This window comes from Pseudoalteromonas sp. Of11M-6, assembly GCF_022347905.1.
Lineage (GTDB): Bacteria > Pseudomonadota > Gammaproteobacteria > Enterobacterales > Alteromonadaceae > Pseudoalteromonas.
In genome coordinates this window covers 1-19294 of sequence record NZ_JAKRFW010000015.1, presented here as the reverse complement: position 1 = coordinate 19294, position 19294 = coordinate 1, and the positions used below count along the sequence as shown (strand labels likewise).

General features: G+C 42.8%; 15 protein-coding genes. 6 read left to right on the top strand and 9 right to left on the bottom strand.

What is annotated here, in order from left to right; all coding sequences use genetic code 11:
• Window positions 1-38: 38 nt before the first annotated feature.
• From cmk to gyrA, 4 genes are all read right to left on the bottom strand, one after another.
• The gene (gene cmk, locus MHN32_RS10025) at window positions 39-755 is read right to left on the bottom strand and encodes a (d)CMP kinase (protein WP_235368117.1); all 717 of its coding nucleotides are present in this window, start codon (window positions 753-755) and stop codon (window positions 39-41) included.
• 254 nt (window positions 756-1009) lie between these two features.
• Window positions 1010-2290, bottom strand: a complete 1281-nt coding sequence (gene aroA / locus MHN32_RS10020; RefSeq protein ID WP_239421639.1) for a 3-phosphoshikimate 1-carboxyvinyltransferase — start codon at window positions 2288-2290, stop codon at window positions 1010-1012.
• Entirely contained in the window at window positions 2290-3372 is a 1083-nt protein-coding gene (gene serC, locus MHN32_RS10015; protein ID WP_045990772.1) for a 3-phosphoserine/phosphohydroxythreonine transaminase, read from the bottom strand. Before serC ends, aroA begins: the two co-directional genes overlap by 1 nt.
• 212 nt (window positions 3373-3584) lie before the next feature.
• Window positions 3585-6257 (bottom strand): DNA gyrase subunit A, encoded by a 2673-nt coding sequence (gene gyrA, locus MHN32_RS10010; RefSeq protein ID WP_235368119.1) that lies wholly within the window; start codon window positions 6255-6257, stop codon window positions 3585-3587.
• A 265-nt stretch (window positions 6258-6522) separates the two neighbouring features.
• Here gyrA and ubiG point away from each other — a divergent pair, with 265 nt between their 5' ends.
• The 5 genes from ubiG (at window position 6523) to yfaE (ending at window position 11974) form a co-directional block, all read left to right on the top strand.
• Entirely contained in the window at window positions 6523-7233 is a 711-nt protein-coding gene (gene ubiG, locus MHN32_RS10005; protein WP_010604847.1) for a bifunctional 2-polyprenyl-6-hydroxyphenol methylase/3-demethylubiquinol 3-O-methyltransferase UbiG, read from the top strand.
• A complete protein-coding gene (locus MHN32_RS10000) occupies window positions 7230-7877 on the top strand; it encodes an HAD-IA family hydrolase (protein ID WP_174168817.1) in 648 nt (215 codons plus the stop codon). Before ubiG ends, MHN32_RS10000 begins: the two co-directional genes overlap by 4 nt.
• 355 nt (window positions 7878-8232) lie before the next feature.
• Window positions 8233-10518, top strand: coding sequence for a class 1a ribonucleoside-diphosphate reductase subunit alpha (nrdA, locus tag MHN32_RS09995; protein ID WP_174168816.1), 2286 nt, complete (start codon window positions 8233-8235; stop codon window positions 10516-10518).
• A gap of 53 nt (window positions 10519-10571) precedes the next feature.
• The gene (gene nrdB, locus MHN32_RS09990; protein ID WP_010604850.1) at window positions 10572-11702 is read left to right on the top strand and encodes a class Ia ribonucleoside-diphosphate reductase subunit beta; all 1131 of its coding nucleotides are present in this window, start codon (window positions 10572-10574) and stop codon (window positions 11700-11702) included.
• Window positions 11702-11974 carry a class I ribonucleotide reductase maintenance protein YfaE gene (gene yfaE / locus MHN32_RS09985; RefSeq protein WP_010604851.1) on the top strand — a complete coding sequence of 91 codons (273 nt, stop codon included), beginning with the start codon at window positions 11702-11704 and terminating at the stop codon, window positions 11972-11974. The genes nrdB and yfaE overlap by 1 nt, the downstream gene beginning before the upstream one ends.
• 71 nt (window positions 11975-12045) lie before the next feature.
• Here yfaE and MHN32_RS09980 read toward each other — a convergent pair whose 3' ends face one another.
• Window positions 12046-12570, bottom strand: coding sequence for a YaeQ family protein (locus MHN32_RS09980; RefSeq protein WP_102056862.1), 525 nt, complete (start codon window positions 12568-12570; stop codon window positions 12046-12048).
• Window positions 12571-12744: 174 nt separating this feature from the next.
• Here MHN32_RS09980 and MHN32_RS09975 point away from each other — a divergent pair, with 174 nt between their 5' ends.
• Complete coding sequence (locus MHN32_RS09975) at window positions 12745-15192, top strand: TonB-dependent receptor (protein ID WP_239421638.1); 2448 nt, start codon at window positions 12745-12747, stop codon at window positions 15190-15192.
• Window positions 15193-15260: 68 nt separating this feature from the next.
• On the opposite strand, the gene MHN32_RS09970 is transcribed toward MHN32_RS09975, so the two are convergent.
• The 4 genes from MHN32_RS09970 to MHN32_RS09955 all read right to left on the bottom strand — a co-directional run bounded on the left by MHN32_RS09970 (window position 15261) and on the right by MHN32_RS09955 (window position 18899).
• Window positions 15261-16688, bottom strand: coding sequence for a M1 family aminopeptidase (locus MHN32_RS09970; protein WP_235368123.1), 1428 nt, complete (start codon window positions 16686-16688; stop codon window positions 15261-15263).
• A 124-nt stretch (window positions 16689-16812) separates the two neighbouring features.
• Window positions 16813-17445: a uracil phosphoribosyltransferase gene (upp, locus tag MHN32_RS09965; RefSeq protein WP_239421637.1), complete on the bottom strand. Its 633-nt coding sequence runs from the start codon at window positions 17443-17445 to the stop codon at window positions 16813-16815.
• Window positions 17446-17457: 12 nt separating this feature from the next.
• Window positions 17458-18006, bottom strand: a complete 549-nt coding sequence (locus MHN32_RS09960) for an NAD(P)H nitroreductase (protein WP_010604857.1) — start codon at window positions 18004-18006, stop codon at window positions 17458-17460.
• Between the two features lie 185 nt (window positions 18007-18191).
• Window positions 18192-18899, bottom strand: a complete 708-nt coding sequence (locus MHN32_RS09955) for a DoxX family protein (RefSeq protein WP_102056865.1) — start codon at window positions 18897-18899, stop codon at window positions 18192-18194.
• Window positions 18900-19294 lie beyond the last annotated feature (395 nt).

The following is a 19294-nucleotide window of genomic DNA, read 5'->3' as shown; positions in this document are numbered from 1 at the left end:
TTAAATAAACACTAGCTTCCTGCCTGTGTCATTATAAATTACTTAGGTAAACAGCTTTTTGGAAGTTTACCGGCCACAATGGCGTCTTGAATAAAAGACATAACCTGTTTGAACACTTGCTCAGCATTATGCTCAGTTGTATCAACAACTACCGCATCGCTAGCAGGAACTAATGGGGCAACCTTGCGATTCATATCGCGATCATCGCGAGCTTTAATGTCTTCTAACAGACCACTTAGTGTAACATCATGGCCTTTCTCATTCAACTCAACAAATCGCCTGCGAGCACGCTCTTCTGCACTTGCAGTCAAATAAATTTTAAGTTCAGCATCAGGGAACACCACCGTTCCCATATCGCGTCCATCTGCAATTAAGCCAACTTCAGTTCTAAAAGCGCGCTGACGTCGTAATAATGCTTCTCTTACTCGAGGTAGCGCCGCAATTTTTGACGCAGCTGCGCCGACTTCTTCATTGCGAATGGTGTTAGTAACATCTTCACCTTCAAGTACAATTTTGCTTTTTTTAGTTTCTTTATCGATAGAAAACTGTACATCCAAATTGGCAGCGAGTGGGACTAAACCCTCTTCGTTATCAGTTGCAATTTGGTGGTGTAATGCCGCTAACGAAAGCACGCGATAAATCGCACCGCTATCCAACACTTCCCAATTTAATGTTTCAGCTAACAAGCGACAAACAGTTCCTTTGCCTGAACCACTTGGGCCGTCTACGGTGATAACTGGCATAGCTGCCTGCATTTAGACCTCCTAAAAATGCTCACCTGAATTTGACGGCGCATAGTATACGTCAATTTGCTGAATATATCCTTATTTACCTGTCATTTTTTGTTATATCTCAAATTATTAGTGCAACGCAAAATGCTATACGCCAGGTGCGAACTGGCTTTAATTGAAAGAAATTCAGTCAAACACCCGTGTATTTGACTTTGTTAAGATTGACTATTTTATAGAAGATTTTAAGGTGTTGAAGATCTTCAACACCTTGGATGAAATTAATACTGACTAATGCTTTCTAACACTGAAAAATAGGTTGGGAAAGTTTTTGCCGTACATTTAGGGTCGTTAATCGTGATAGCTTGACCACCCACAGCAACCATCGAGAAACACATCGCAATACGATGGTCATTATATGTGTCTACATCCGTGAAATTAAAATTAGCCGGTGGCTTAACTTCGATAAAGTCGTGCCCTTCTACCACTTCTGCGCCTACTTTTTTTAGCTCAGCCGCCATGGCAGCTAGCCTGTCGGTTTCTTTCACACGCCAATTGTAAATATTACGAATTGCCGTTTTACCTTTTGCAAATAGCGCTACGGTTGCAAGCGTCATCGCCGCATCAGGGATAGCATTGGCATCAATATCCACACCATTTAACTCACCTTTTCGGACAACGATACGCTCATCATGCCAATCAATGTTTGCACCGACTTGTTCCATCACTTTGGCAAAGCCAATATCACCTTGCACACTTTGTTTACCCACTCCCTTGATCTCAATTTCACCACCTGCAATTGCGGCTGCAGCAATGAAATAAGAAGCTGACGAGGCATCCCCTTCGACCATAAGTGTTCCAGGAGATTGATACTGCTGGCCTGCTTTTACCACAAAATGTTGGTAATCGTGGTTTTCGACATGAACCCCAAAGTGCGCCATCACGCCAATAGTAATATCAATATAAGGCTTTGAAACCAGTTCACCTTTAATCGCAATATTCGTATCGCCACTAAAAAGCGGTGCCGCCATCAATAATGCAGTTAAGAATTGGCTTGAGATACTGCCGTCAATCTCAACTTCACCACCAGCAAGTTGCTTACCTGCAACTTTTAACGGCGGGTAGTCTTTGTTTTTGAGATATTGAATATCGGCACCAAGCGTTTGCATGGCATCGACAAGATGGCCAATTGGGCGCTCTTCCATTCGTGGCTCACCAATCAGTTCATAATCACCGGGTATAGCTGCAAGCACTGCTGTTAATGGGCGATATGCTGTACCAGCATTGCCTAAAAATAGCGGCTCAACGGGGGTGTGAAAGTTGCCACCATTTCCTTTGACCAGTGCCACCGTATTATCGTCTTCTAACGTTACTTCAACGCCTAACTGGGATAGCGCACCTAACATATGGCGGATGTCATCGCTATCCAATAAGTTCGTCACTTTTGTCGTGCCTTCGCACAATGCTGCAAGCAACAAAATACGATTTGATAAGCTTTTAGAGCCAGGTAGCGTCACACTGCCACTGACTTTAGTAATAGGCTTGAGGGTCAATTGTTCCATCAACTGTTCTCCCGTGCGAATTTATCCATAAATGCAACTAACGCTTTGATCCCTTCAATTGGCATGGCGTTGTATATACTAGCTCGCATACCGCCAACAAAACGGTGGCCTTCAAGTGCAATTAAACCGTTTTGTTCTGCCTCTGCCAAGAATTTAGCATTTAGGCTGTCATCATTTAACCAAAATGGTACGTTCATCAATGAGCGACAATGTTTTGCAACTTTGTTTGAATAGAAGTTAGAGCCATCGATGTAATCGTATAAAATGGCTGCTTTTTCTTGATTGTGCGCTTCCATAGCTTTAACACCACCAATGCTTTCAAGATACTTGAATACCTCAAACGCAAGATACCATGCAAATGTCGGTGGTGTGTTGTACATGCTTTGCTGATCAGCCTCAATGGCGTAATCAAGGATAGCAGGTCTTGGCAGCCCTTCACGCTTCAATAACGTCTTACGTACAATGGCGATACTGAGACCCGAAGGACCGATATTTTTTTGCGCACCAGCATAGATCAAATCAAAGTCATCGACGTTAATTTCACGAGATAAAATATTGGAAGACATGTCCGCTACAATTGGTGCGGTTGCATGCTTTGGAACGTCAAATATTTCAATACCATCGATGGTTTCGTTTGGACAATAGTGAATATATGAAGCGTTTTCTGGTAGCTTCCACTCAGAGACAGGTAAAATATCGAATTGACCATTTTCGTCAGTACGAATATTAATCGCATGCGTTTGCGTGAATTTTTCACCTTCTTTCGTCGCACCGGTAGACCAGATCCCGTTCTCGATATATACGCCAGGTACACCATCAACATGTAGATTTAGCGGTACAGCTGCAAAGTGGCCTCGGCCACCACCATGCATAAACAGGACTTCAAATTCATCAGAGATGTTCATCAAACGACGTAAGCTGGCTTCACACTGCTTCGCCATCTCCAAGTAAGGCGCTGAACGATGGCTAACTTCCATCACCGACACGCCTAAATTTTGCCAATCTAAAAATTCTTTTTGCGCTTTTTTCATAACTTCAACAGGTAACATCGCAGGACCCGCGCAAAAATTATAAACCGTCATATTTTTCCTCATTCCAAATAATCTAGATCATCCAAAGAATAGCGTTATTCTCATGACTTTTTGGATGAACAGTGGGCTGCCCGACTAAAACGTCGGATTGTTGGTAGCCTTAATTTATCAGGCTTCAGGCTCTTGTCATAGAGGAACAGATTGAAAAAATTGACAGAAAGAAAAAAAGCGACCGAAGTCGCTTTTTTTTTGGATAGGGTTTTTTATTCCTCTGCGTCAGGTTCCGCAGCCGGTGTTGCTTCACCTTCAAACTCTGCAACATCACCTTCAGGCAACGCTTCCACTTCAATTTCTTCGATGCGTTGAAGACCAACTACCTTTTCTTCTTCCATCGTACGGATCAGAATAACACCTTGGGTGTTACGGCCTACCGTAGAAACTTCGTTTACACGCGTTCTAACTAGCGTACCACGGTTTGAAATCAGCATGATTTCATCGTTGTCATCAACTTGAACCGCACCAACCACAGAACCATTTCTTTCAGTTACTTTGATTGACACAACACCTTGTGTTGCACGGCTCTTCGCTGGGTACTCTTCAAGCGGTGTACGCTTACCATAACCATTTTCAGTTACGGTCAAGATTGCACCATCGCCTTGTGGTACGATTAGTGATACCACTTTCACGTCATCTGGCATCTTGATACCACGAACACCTGTTGCTGTACGGCCCATCGGACGTAAAGCCAACATTTCTTCGCCAGTTTCAGGATCACGCTTCACTTCACCTGTTTCAGAATCTCGCTGCTTCTCGTTAAAGCGTACAACTTTACCATGCTCAGTAAATAGCATGATGTCATTTTCACCTGTGGTGATGTTAGCACCGATCAGGCTATCGCCTTCGTTCAAGTTGATAGCAATAATGCCACTTGCACGCTGACGGCTGTATGCAGTCAGCGGTGTTTTCTTAACGATACCACTTGCCGTCGCCATGACGATAAACTTATCTTCTTCGTATTCACGAACCGGTAAAATTGTCGTAATACGCTCATCAGCTTCGAGTGGTAACAAGTTAACAATTGGCTTTCCGCGCGCAGCACGTGATGCAAGCGGCAGCTGGTAAACTTTCAACCAATACAAGCGGCCAGAAGTGGAGAAACAAAGAATTGTATCGTGAGTATTTGCAACGAGTAGACGTTCGATAAAGTCTTCATCTTTCATCTTAGTTGCAGATCGCCCTTTACCACCACGACGCTGAGCTTCGTAATCGCTAAGAGGTTGATACTTCACATAGCCTTCGTGAGAAAGCGTCACTACAACGTCTTCTTCGTTGATCAAATCTTCTAAACTGATATCGTGCGCAGCAGCGGTGATCTCTGTGCGACGCTCATCACCATACGTTTCTTTGATTTCAACTAACTCATCGCGGATCACTTCCATCAAACGCTCTGGAGTAGAAAGGATGTACAGTAGCTCAGCGATAAGATCGAGTAGTTCTTTGTATTCTGCTAGAATTTTCTCGTGCTCAAGACCTGTTAATTTGTGTAGTCTTAAGTCTAGGATTGCTTGGGCTTGTTGCTCAGACAAATAGTACTGACCATCACGGATCCCTAATTCTTCCGCTAACCAATCTGGACGCGCAACATTTTCTTCGCCAGTGCGCTCAAGCATTGATTTAACGTTACCAAGATCCCAAGCTCGCGCAGTTAGCGCCGCTTTCGCTTCCGCTGGTGTTGGTGACTTACGAATAAGCTCAATGATTGGGTCAATGTTAGCTAGCGCAATTGCGAGGCCTTCAAGCGTGTGCGCTCGGTCTCTTGCCTTACGCAGGTCAAATACAGTACGACGCGTTACAACTTCACGACGGTGAATAATAAACGCATCAAGCATTTCTTTCAGGTTGAAACACTTAGGCTGGTTGTTGTCTAGTGCAACCATATTGATGCCAAACACAGTTTGTAGTTGTGTTTGAGCATATAGGTTGTTTAGTACAACCTCACCGACTTCACCACGTTTGATTTCAATAACAATACGCATACCGTCTTTGTCCGACTCGTCGCGTAGTGCACTGATCCCTTCAACCTTTTTGTCTTTAACAAGTTCAGCAATTTTTTCGATTAGTCTTGCTTTGTTAACTTGGTAAGGAATTTCATGAACGATGATGGTTTCTTTGTTTGTTTTCTCATCGACTTCGATTTCAGCTTTCGCGCGGATATAGATCTTACCACGGCCTGTTTTATAGGCTTGTTCGATGCCGTTTTTACCGCTAATGATGGCGGCAGTCGGGAAATCAGGACCCGGAATATAGTCGATTAACTCTTCAATGGTGATGTCTGGATTCTGGATCACAGCCAAACAGCCATTGATCACCTCAGTTAAGTTGTGAGGTGGAATATTGGTCGCCATACCAACCGCAATACCAGATGAACCATTCACCAATAAGTTAGGCACTTTAGTTGGTAACACATCTGGAATTTGCTCTGTACCATCGTAGTTTGGTACATAATCAACGGTTTCTTTTTCAAGGTCAGCAAGTAACTCGTGAGCGACTTTCGCCATACGTACTTCGGTATAACGCATCGCAGCTGCAGAGTCACCATCGACAGAACCAAAGTTACCTTGTCCATCTACGAGCATATAGCGTAGAGAGAAAGGCTGAGCCATACGTACAATAGTATCGTAAACCGCGCTATCACCATGCGGGTGATATTTACCGATTACGTCACCAACTACACGAGCTGACTTTTTATAAGGTTTGTTCCAGTCATTTTTAAGTTCATTCATCGCGAACAATACACGACGGTGAACAGGCTTTAGGCCGTCACGTACGTCAGGTAATGCACGACCTACGATTACACTCATTGCATAATCTAGGTATGAATTTTTTAATTCATCTTCGATATTGACTGGCAGGATTTCATTGGCGAGATCAGACATTTGACTCCACTTTCCTTCAGTGTCCACCCCTTTTGTGTCACACTACAACTTGTGTTGAGATGCTATCTGAATAGCAAATTGCTTTTTCTGCTGAAGCGCCAATTAAACGCACTTCAAAAAATAGCCGAATTGCCTCAGAGTATCAGCGGGGGCTTTGTTTATTATAAAATTCGTCAAGCATGCTAACACACTTTTTACCGTTTTACAGGTGCTATTTTTATCTAATCCCCTTTATAATGCGCTCAATTCGACGAGGAAGTTTTTTATGACCGAACATCAAAATGTAGACCCTAATGAAATCGCTAAATTTGAAGAAATAGCAGAGCGCTGGTGGGACCGAGAGGGAGAATTTAAACCATTACACGACATTAACCCGTTGAGGTTGGACTTTATTAACGATAAGTGTGAAGGCCTATTCGCAAAAACAGTATTGGATGTCGGTTGTGGTGGCGGGATTTTAACAGAAAGCATGGCTAAGCTGGGTGCAAATGCAACCGGTATCGATATGGGGCAAGAGCCGCTTAACGTCGCAAAGCTCCACGCATTAGAGGTCGGCGTTAACGTAGACTATCAAAAAGTGCCAGCGGAAGAATTCGCAGCCATGCACCAAGGTGAGTTCGATGTAGTAACTTGCATGGAAATGCTAGAACACGTACCAGACCCAGAATCCATTATTCGTTCAGTCGCACAGCTAGTTAAGCCCGGCGGTCATGTATTTTTTTCTACCTTAAACAAAACTACAAAAGCGTATTTACTGGCTATCGTCGCCGCAGAAAAACTGCTTAAAATGGTTCCTGAAGGCACGCATGAGCATGATAAATTTATTCGCCCTTCGACCTTAATTGATTGGGCTGAAAAATACGACCTCAAAGTTAGGGCGGCGACAGGGATTAACTACAACCCTATCGGCAAAACATTTACCTTAACTAAAGACGTTTCAGTTAACTACATTCTACATTTTGAGAAGCTGGCATGATTCAGGCGGTACTATTTGATTTAGACGGCACCTTGCTGGATACCAGTGATGACTTGGGAGCCGCACTAAACCACGTTTTAGCTGCTAATAAAATGCCTACTGTCGGCAAACAGGTTTATAGCAGTGCGATTTCAAACGGCGTAGCAGCGATGTTGCAAGTAGGATTTGGTGAGTCATTAAAGCACTACGACATTCAAATATTACGGCAGGGTGTACTCGACTACTACCTGGCGAATTTATCAGTACATTCCCAATGCTTTGCGCAAATTGGTGAGTTATTAGCGGCACTTTTAGAAAAAGAGATTCAGGTTGGGATCATGACGAACAAACCTGAGTTTTTAACACTTCCGCTACTAAAACAGATCCCTGAACTTGCAAAGATCGAGACAGTAGTATGCGGAGATACACTGGCGGTGGCCAAGCCTCATCCAGAACCTTTGCTATTAGTGGCGTCAAAATTGGGGATTTCGCCAGAGCAGTGTATTTATGTTGGCGATGCTGAGCGAGACATTATTGCTGCAAAATCCGCAAAAATGATTAGTGCAGCAGCAATGTGGGGATTCATTCCATCTGAATCCGAAGCTAAGTCTTGGCATGCGGATCTCTATCTTACTAACCCATTAGACACGTTATCGCATATTTAGTGTCGATAAAAAAATAAAACACCATATATTGTGTTTTTGCTATAATAGATACGAATTTGTGTAGAAAAAAATCAGTTAGAATTTTTTTTTATTTTTGCTGAAAAGCATCATCTTTTTGTTGATTTTTCTTTGTGGGCAGATAAGTGGATTGTCATAGGTTAGTGGATACTTACATAAATAAATTATCCCAAACTTATCCACAATTCTGCCCGAGTTGTTCTCTTGCAAATTCACGTCAACCCCACTATCTTGTGATCCCTAGCCACTAGGGCACCATATATAGTGGTGGTTTGCTAAACAATTTTATATTCGTGCGATATCTAAAGCGCGTTCCTAAGGAATACAGGCACATAACATGAACCAACAGCTATCTGTATGCAAAAGAAACGGTCGCAAAGAACCGTTAGATCTAGATAAGATCCATCGTGTCATTACATGGGCGGCAGAAGGCCTAGATAACGTCTCAGTTTCTCAGGTTGAATTAAAGTCACACATCCAGTTTTATGACGGTATTCGTACTGGTGATATCCACGAAACGATTATTAAAGCTGCAGCCGATCTGATCTCAAAAGAGTCTCCAGATTATCAGTATCTAGCCGCTCGTTTGGCTATTTTCCACTTGCGTAAGAAAGCCTATGGCTGTTTTGAGCCGCCGCACTTACACGACCATGTGGTAAAGCTGGTTGAAGACAAGCGCTATGATCAGCACCTTCTCACTGACTACACAAAAGCAGAGTTTGATGAGCTAAACAGCTACATCGACCATAGCCGAGATATGAACTTCAGCTATGCAGCCGTTAAGCAGTTGGAAGGTAAGTACCTTGTACAAAATCGCGTAACGGGTGAGATCTATGAAAGTGCGCAGTTCTTATATGTTCTTGTTGCTGCAAGCCTGTTTGCAAACTACCCGAAAGAAACGCGTCTAGATTACATTAAGCGATTCTACGATGCGGTTTCAACATTCAAGATTTCATTACCAACGCCAATAATGGCTGGTGTTCGTACGCCGACACGTCAGTTTAGCTCATGCGTACTGATTGAATGTGCTGATAGCCTAGATTCAATCAACGCGACTTCTTCTGCGATTGTAAAATACGTCAGTCAGCGTGCCGGTATTGGTATTAACGCAGGCCGTATTCGTGCACTTGGTAGCCCAATCAGAAATGGGGAAGCGTACCACACTGGATGTATTCCGTTTTATAAGCACTTCCAAACGGCTGTTAAAAGCTGTTCTCAAGGCGGTGTACGTGGTGGCGCGGCGACCCTATTCTACCCGCTTTGGCATCTTGAAGTTGAAAACCTATTAGTACTGAAAAATAACCGTGGTGTTGAAGAGAACCGCGTACGCCATTTAGATTATGGCGTGCAGTTCAACAAAACCATGTATAGCCGCCTAATTAAAGACGACTATATTACGCTATTTAGTCCGTCAGATGTGCCAGGCCTTTACGACGCATTCTTTGAAGATCAAGATAAATTCGAAGAACTGTATGTTAAGTACGAGCAAGATGAGTCTATTCGTAAGAAACGCATTAAGGCGATTGAATTATTCTCAATGTTTGCGCAAGAACGTGCGAGCACCGGTCGTATTTATCTACAAAACGTTGACCACTGTAATACACACAGCCCGTTTGACTCTAAGGTTGCACCGATCCGCCAGTCAAACCTATGTCTTGAAATTGCACTACCAACGAAGCCGTTAAGCCATGTAAATGACCCTGAAGGTGAAATTGCACTTTGCACGCTTTCAGCGTTTAACTTAGGTGCTATCAAGTCTTTAGATGAGCTAGAAGAGTTAGCAGAGCTTGCGGTTCGCGCACTTGATAACCTATTAGACTATCAAGACTATCCTGTTCCTGCTGCGTACAATGCAACGATGGGACGCCGTACACTGGGTATCGGTGTGATTAACTTTGCTTATTATCTTGCAAAGAATGGTGTTAAGTACTCAGACGGTAGTGCTAACGGCCTAACACACAGAACATTTGAAGCGATCCAATACTATCTGATGAAAGCATCGAATGAACTGGCAAAAGAACGCGGCGCTTGTCCTAAGTTTAACGAGACGACCTACTCACAAGGTATCATGCCAATAGATACCTATAAGCGTGACCTTGATAAAGTCTGTGAAGAGCCATTACGCCTTGACTGGGATGCGTTAAGAGCAAGTATCCAAGAACACGGTATGCGTAACTCAACGTTGTCAGCCTTGATGCCATCTGAAACATCATCGCAAATTTCAAACGCGACAAACGGTATTGAACCACCTCGTGGTCATATCAGTGTTAAAGCAAGTAAAGATGGTATCTTGAAGCAAGTTGTACCTGAGTACGATCGCCTCAAGAACAACTATGAACTACTTTGGGATATTCCATCTAACGATGGTTACCTTGCGCTGGTTGGTATTATGCAGAAGTTCATCGATCAAACTATCTCTGCAAATACCAATTATGATCCAAGTAAGTTTGAAGCAGGTAAAGTTCCTATGAAGCTATTGCTAAAAGACTTACTCACCGCATACAAACTTGGTGTTAAAACACTTTATTACCATAACACCCGCGACGGTGCTTCTGATGCTCAAGATGAGATGAAACCAGAAGCAGAAGACGATGGTTGTGAAGGCGGCGCTTGTAAGATATAACTTTTTATGCGGGTGGTCATCACCCGCTTTTTTAGGTATTGAGTAACACATTTATGGCATATTCTACGTTTAGCAGAAATCATAACGACCAATTAAAAGAACCGATGTTTTTCGGACAAACTGTTAATGTATCTCGCTACGACCAACAGAAGTTCCCTATTTTCGAAAAGCTAATTGAAAAGCAATTATCGTTTTTCTGGCGTCCAGAAGAAGTAGACGTAAGTAAGGATAGATTGGACTTTCAGGCACTTCCTGAGCACGAAAGACATATCTTTTTGAGCAACCTAAAATATCAAACATTGCTAGACAGTGTGCAAGGTCGCTCTCCAAACGTTGCGCTTTTGCCGATCGTCTCCATCCCTGAGCTTGAAACTTGGATCGAAACTTGGGCATTTAGTGAAACTATTCACAGTCGCTCTTATACTCACATTATTCGTAATGTAACGCAAAACCCTGAGTTAATCTTTGATGACATCGTGGGCAATGACAAAATTGTTGAACGTGCGGATGCAGTGACCAAGTATTATGACGAACTGATTGAAAAGGTAAGCCTTTATAATCAATACGGTGAAGGCAAGCATGAAATTAACGGCACAACGGTCGTCATAAACTTGTTTGAACTGAAAAAGCTTCTGTACCTTTGCATCATGTCAGTAAACATCTTAGAAGCTATTCGCTTCTACGTGAGTTTTGCCTGCTCGTTTGCTTTTGCTGAGCGAGAGCTTATGGAAGGTAATGCAAAGATCATCAAGCTAATTGCTCGTGATGAAGCGCTTCATTTGTCTGGCACACAGCACATGCTGAATATCATGCAAGAAGGCAAAGATGACCCTGAAATGTCTATCGTGGCAGCACAATGCCGTGACGAAGCGATTAAGATGTTTGTTGAAGCAGCTGAGCAAGAAAAAGAATGGGCTGAGTATCTGTTTAAAGACGGTTCAATGATTGGACTAAACAAAGATATTTTGTGTCAATACGTTGAGTACATCACAAATATTCGTATGTCAGCGGTTGGTTTACCAACGCAATTTGAGACCAAATCGAATCCTATTCCGTGGATCAACGCTTGGCTTGTTTCTGACAATGTTCAGGTTGCACCACAGGAAGCTGAGATCAGCTCATATCTTGTTGGACAAATCGACTCTGAAGTCGATGCCTCTGACTTTGGCGATTTCGACCTGTAATGGTTGAAAAGCCATCCTTCCTAATTCAGGTTGAGAATATTGAGGAGCCACTGGAATATGTGGCTTCTTCGTCTTCGATACTCGAAACCCTTGAAGCAGCAAATATTGAAGTCCCCTATCAATGCCGCGAGGGTTTTTGCGGTGCTTGCCGCGCCAAGCTCATTGAAGGACAAACACAGTACGCGAACGAGCCACTTGCTTTTGTGAGAGATGGGGAAATTTTATTGTGCTGTAGCAGACCCACAAGCCATATTAAAATAGAGTTGCCGTAAATAACCAAAATCCGCGACATAACAACTTGTTCTCTAGCAGCCGTTATCCCGAGTTTAGGTTAACTAGTGCGTTAAATCAGCTTGGTAATTTGAGTACGAATGTAGTGTTCACTATCAGTAACACTCATCGCCCCATTTTCAAAAATCACGTCCCAATGTAAACTTCGCGTCAGCATTTCACACAATTCAACCACAAAGTCCGTGGGAATACTAAACACAGAGAAAGATCCAATAAACTGTAATTGCGCTCGACGCTCTTCAAACCATTGCTCACCGTCAGCACACAACACTACAACCTTAGCATAAAGCTTTTCATACTTGAGTATCTCATCGACCTCTAAGGTACCAATAAACAAAGCGACTTCAACCTGGTCGTTGTCGTCTTCTAGCCATACGTCCGGCCAATGTTTTTTCTCCGCCTTGCTCCACTTTGCCGGCTTATCAAAAGACAGTGCGCATATCCCAAGTAATTTCATAGCAAAGTGCTCACTACTTTCTTTTGACAACATGGCGGTGGTAAATGCTTCTTCATGGTGGCTATGGTGAAATAAGTCAGCAACCTTAATCCTTGCCTTGAAGACAAATGGCTTGTTCATTACGTTGTGCTCACTTTGACTTGTTCCTTAACTATAGTTGTAATTCTAATTTCAACAATAACTAAGTTATAGTATAACGTTATTGATCCTCCAAATTTGTAGTGTTATATTATCACTCTATTAGCCGAATAGGCTCACTCGTTCAATACATAATCTAACTCGTGGTAATAAAATATGTTTAAGCAGTCTCTTATCGCCAGCGCATTAATTTCAATAATCGGGGCAGCGCCAGCTTATGCTGCACAACTAACAGGTAAAGTTGTTGACGCAAACAATCAACCACTTAGTAATGTAACCATCCATCTTCATGGCAAAAGCAAGTCAGTTAAATCAGATAAGAATGGCCAATTTACCATTGAAATAGATGCTGATTCTCAATTACACGTTACTAAGCCTAATTATCTTGATAAACGTGTAGATGTAGATGAAGCCCAAGGATTTGTTCGAGTCGAACTAAAACCAACATCTGTAGAGAGCATTGTTGTTTACTCTTCGGCCCTACATAAAAATAGTATGGAAATGACCTCTCCGGTCAGTGTATTAAGTGGGGATGAGCTAAAAAACCGTGCCAAACCAACACTGGGTGAAACACTAAAAGGCCAACCAGGGATCAATGCTAGTTACTTTGGTCCGGTGAGTTCAAGCCCTATCATCCGTGGTTTAGATGGTCCTCGGGTTAAAATCACGCAAAACGGGTTAGACAGTAGCGATGCCTCGCGCGTTGGCCCAGATCACGCCAACACTAATGACTCGCTGGCTGCGCAGCAAATTGAAGTGCTAAGAGGTCCTGCAACCCTACTTTACGGCTCAGGTGCAATCGGTGGTGTGGTTAATGTTGTTGATAATCGTATTCCGACAGACGTGATCGATAGCCTTCAGGGCGCTGCCGACTATAGCCATGACACCAACTCAAATACCAATACCTTTGCGGTATTATTAGAATCCGGCTTTGACGGATTTAACTTCCATTTCGATGGCGTTAAGCGTAAAGGTGGTGATTATGAAACCCCTAATTTCGCGCTTCCACACGACGAACATGAAGAACACGAGCATGAACATGAAGGCGAAGATCATGCCCACGAAGCAGAAGAGCATAAAACAGAGTACGCCAATCGCGTCGACAATACCTTTATCGATTCTGAGCAATTTAACTTAGGTACAAGTTACGTTGGCGATCATCTGACCGTTGGTTTCTCTTATGGCCGTGTTGATACGGACTATGGCATTCCTGCTCACTCTCATATTGGTCATGACCATGATCACGAGCATGAAGAGGAAGGGCATGACCACGAAGAAGAATCCGTATTTGCTCGAGTAAAACAAGACCGTTGGCAAGGGCTTGTAAATTATGCAGTACACAGTGACTGGCTTGAATCTGTTGGCCTACGTGTCGGCTACACCGATTACGAACACGCTGAAATTGAAGATGGAAACATAGGTACTGTATTTGAAAATGATACAACTGAGTTACGCTTAACGGCAGAGCACCGCTTAGGAGAGTGGCACGGCACTGTTGGTTATCATTTCTCCGACAGCGATTACGCCGCAAACGGTGCAGAAGCTTTCACGCCATCGACCAATACCAAAACGCACGCACTTTATATCCTTGAAGAACGTCGTTTTGGAGACTTCACTCTTGAGTTAGGTGCTCGTATTGAAGACTACCAGTTATCAAGCAAAGGCAATCAACTGGAAGCGTACGAAGAAGATCATGACCATGAAGGTGAACACGACCATGATCACGACCATGGTGGTAACTTAGATAATGGGTTTATTTCTTATGACCTGGAAATGACCAATCTAAGCTTGTCTATTGGTGGCGTGTACGACTTTGCTGAAGGCCAAAACGTCGCTGTTTCGCTGTCTCGCTCGGAGCGCGCACCATTAACCGCCGAATTGCTTTCAAATGGCATTCATATCGCAACCAGCACCTATGAACTAGGGCTTGGTTATGAGCTAGAAGGTGATCATTTACACTTTGAGCCGCAAGATATCGAACAAGAAACATCAAACAACCTAGACATTAGCTTTAGAAAGTTCTCAGGTAACTTTGGCTATACCGTTAATTTCTTCTATAACGACATCGAAAACTTCTACTATCAGGCATTAACAGACTATATCTATAGTCCAGAGCACGGTTTAGAAGTGGCGGATCATGCACATGAAGGCGCTGTTCCGGTGTTTAAGTTTGAAAGCAGTGATGCCAAGCTATACGGCCTTGAGTTTGATGCCCATTACAAACTAAGCAACTTTGCACGCGTCAAAGTGTTTGGTGACTCGCTGACAGCGAAGTTAGATAACGACGAATATTTACCACGTATTCCAAGCAACAAGCTAGGTCTCGATTACGAACACAGTTACGAGAACCTAACAGCTAACTTCACGGTGACACATTACTTCAAGCAAGACAACATCGCGAGCTATGAAAGTGAAACTAAGGGCTATACGTTAGTGGATATGTCGTTTAACTATGACTTTGAGTTTATGGGCAGTGACATGGTTGGTTATGTTAACCTTGATAACCTAACAGATGAGCTAGGCTTTGTGCATAGCTCGTTTATCAAAGAGCAAGCCCCTCTTCCAGGTCGTAATATCAAGCTTGGTATCAGAGGCTACTTTTAATACCGATTCCTTTCTTTTATAGAAGCCAAAAAGCTACCTCTTGTGGGTAGCTTTTTTATTTGGATTATTTATATTTTACTACTTCTTATACTCAACGTGATGAAGTTCTCAAAGTTGGTAGCGTCTAAAATATCAAGCGTGAACCTATGGCTATTCACCCAACGAGATAATATCCAATCAATGTTAGGATCTTTCAAATCACGCAGTGCAAGGATAAAGTCGCCTGTTGATGCTCCGCTTTTAACATGTGCTGCATAAAAAGTACGTAGTAAATGATTAAACCTTTCCTCTCCTAGCTCATGATGCAAAAGCGCAAAAAATAGCGCCCCTACCGAATAGGCATTAAGCCCAGCTTTTCCATACTCTTCAAACGCAGTCGTTAAATATTTAGGCTGTTTAACGAACTGGTTTTTTGCTCGTTTTAGTACGTTTGTCATATGCGAGCTTAAAGACACCCTTTTATTCAGCCGTGAATCCGTTAAATATTCTAAAAAGGTAGCCTTACCTTCATTCCAGCGTGGTGAGTAGCTTTCATTCGAACGTGGGTCCCATAGATGACTCAGTTCGTGATACAAACGAGTTACCTCCACAAACCCCTCGCTGTCTTGAATAATTGCGGTAACATCAGCTTGAGCACCAAACCCCTTTGGGATCTCTATAAAGCTAAACTCACCAGTGCTTTGACGTTGACCAAACCAACTTTCATACAATGTTATGGTTTGTTTTGCCTTTTCCATATAGTCAGTTGCATATTTATTTCCCGGTAACGTAAATAGCTTAAAGCCATGCCCTTTTGTCACGGTATATGGTGCGACCATGAAGTCCATTCTCCATGAGGGTTTCTGGTTTTTGTATGAATAAACCTTTCGTCCTTGATCGGTTTCTGTTACGCCTAGTAAAATTCCACCATTTGCTACTACTAAGCCGCTATCCACTTCGATGCTAGCGGTGTAGTTATACAGCTTCTGCCAAAAGCGTGACGCGCGATTGACCCTATCATCAGGCACTGTGATGAGCGGATAAGCATATGCGTCCATACGAATAATAGAAAACAAAGGGGTGATGTCATCTTTAATATAAGCCATCCCAGTTTCTACATACCCCTTTATATGGCCAGAATAATTAACAGTAAAAGTTGTTTGTTGATCGGGTTGGAGCGCCTCAGATAACGATAATTTAATATAATTAGACTGAAATAGTGAGTCATCAATATTACTTACTACTCCTTGTGTATAGTTGAGGGACTTACCCGCTTCCGAAGTGATATCGACAACACTAAGCAAGCGATAAAGTCTTAATGGGATTACTCTAGTTGGTGTTGTTCCTTGATTTTTAACCGTTATCGTTGCGCTGCCAGATAGATTGCTTGTTTGTGTATGTATGTTGAGATTGAGATGATAGTTGGTTGCAAATGTTTCTATTTTTTCAATGCTGGGGAGCTCGCTTGCTGAAGCAGAAATGCAGCTTAGCCACAAAAAAATACGTAGCAAATACATCGTCTATCCTTAATATTATTTTGTTGTTTTAACAAAAATAGAGCGGAAGGCATGTTTTTACTACCATATTTTTTTGTATCATTGTTTTAGATCAAAAAACAAAATCTGTTAATCACTAAACCTGCTAGGTTCTCGTACCAAAGATTTTGTCACCGGCATCACCAAGCCCAGGGACTATATATCCTTTCTCATTTAAGTGGCTATCTAATGCTGCCGTGTATATTTCAACGTCAGGATGCGCTTCTTCCACCAACTTTACTCCCTCAGGCGCAGCTACCAGCACAATCGCTCTGATCTCTTTTGAACCGGCTTTTTTTAGCATGTCGATAGTGGCAATCAGTGAGCCACCCGTTGCCAGCATTGGATCAATAACCAAAGCGAGTCTAGCATCGATATTACCCACCAACTTCTCAAAATAAGGCACAGGCTCAAATGTTTCTTCGTTACGCTGTAAACCCACAACACTGACTTTAGCTGCTGGGATCAGCTGCAGTATGCCATCTAGCATTCCCAAACCAGCTCTTAAGATTGGCACTAAGGTGATCTTTTTGCCTGTCAGCCTTTTAACTGTTAACTCGTTACCGTCCCAAGCAGAGATGACCTGATCGCTCAACGTCAAATCTTTTGTTGCTTCGTAAGTGAGTAAGTTGCCAACTTCTGAGACAATTTCGCGAAAGTTTTTGGTTGATATCCCCTGCTCTCGCAAGAGTCCAAGTTTATGCTGAACTAATGGGTGATCAATTACATGTAGTGCCATGGCTGCGTATCCTTATAAACTGCTAAAGAAATCTTCTGGTTTATGCCTTACTGGCTTTGTACACTGCACCGTAGGCGTACCTAAATAAAGATAGCCAACGATCTCATCTTTTTCATCGAGACCAAGTTGCTTTTTCACTTCAGGGCTCTGGGCAAAGTAACCCGTTCGCCACACACCAGACAACCCCTGTGCAAAAGCGGCTTGCTGCATAGCAAGTACACTACAACCGGCACTTTGAATTTGCTCAATACGAGGCACTTTTGGATGTTCTTGATAAGGAGATACTGCGATGATCAACATAGGCGCGCGCTCTGGTAGCTCTCTCGCTCTATCTATCACCCGCTGCTCTTGCAGCTCTTTCACCGCCGCTTGATAATAGATTTCACCTAGCTTTTCGCGGCCTTTTTCTTCAACTGTAATAAATCTAAACGGTGTTAAGCCACCATGATCTGGCACTTTTAGTGCTGCTTTTTTAATGATTTCTAACTGAGCTGGATTAGGTCCAGGAAAAGACAGATTGCTATCTGACTGGCGTGTTAAGAGTAATTCTATGGCGTCCATTAACTCATCCCGTGTTGTGCCTTCAAAATGGCCGTGAATTATACCAATTTGACTTAATACGTGTCCCGAAATAGACCAAATACTTAAGCAAATTGGTATTACGTTGCTTGTAGTCTATCATTTTCCCTTAAATTCGACCACGTGACATCACGGATTTCTGGATAGCATCCTTGCAATATTTCGTTTTACTCTGGAAGTAAATTGCGTTGTTTCCTATCAATAAGTAGCCTCAACCAATAGTCAGCACTGACATAACGTCCACCACCGGTAAAAAATAGTGAAAGTAGTAATACAAAGTAAGTTGCCGCAAATTCAATTCCATTGTTTAAAATAACAATATTGCCTTTTTCATAGAGATAATTTGGTCTGCCATTTTCTTCGACTATCTCTTTAATTGAATCCAAACGTTGCTTCGCTGCTACGCTATTTTCTAAGCTCACTTTAGCTTCGTCAAAGCCAAGCCAGTCTAATACTTTAGCGGCGCTGGTGTCTGGGTTTGTTGGCGTTACCGAAAACCAGCCATGCTCCAAATGCACCGTCGTTGCAGCAACTACCATAGTCACCATGAGCGGTATAGACACTAAACGCGTAAGCAAGCCAAGCAAAATCAACCAACCACCTAAAAACTCTGTCCAAGCGGCAAGAAAGGCAAGTAAGTCAGGAAAAGGTAGACCTAAGCCCCATTCACTATTGCCAAACCATGCGACAATATCGGGATCGGCGAGGAGGCGTTGTAAAAATGTCGCGTCCGGATTAGCCAAATTTAATTTATTGTAACCTGCAATGATCATAACTGGCGCGAGAATAAGGCGCATGAGTAATGGCGCGATACCAGAAAAATGTTGAGATAAATGTTGTAGTTGCCGATACGGCTTTAGTAGGTTGGCAAGCATATGCGATCCATAGTTGATGTTTGAATTATCAGTATAGACCGCAGATTGGGTTGGGTTATTTCGTTAGGGCCTGTTAATCTTTCAAGTTTGTTTTTGCAGCAGTTTGATTGGTATTTATACAAGGCAGAGCCTGCGTAGCATAGTTGTTCTATGTGAGTCAGGCGATAAAGACTTTGTGCTCCTGCAAAGTCACCTTACCCCACATCCTTGTGGGGCAACACAGAAGAGATGCCAATCAAGCGCTGCCCTTTGGGTTCACCTGAGTGCGCTTTGTTCATTGTTGCTCAACTCTTGCTTAGATTACTAGGCGGCAAGTCGAGCGTCGCGACCAAAACACACTCAGGAGAACAAAAATCAAACAGCAAAGATCAACAGACCCTAGATCTTTCTTGCTA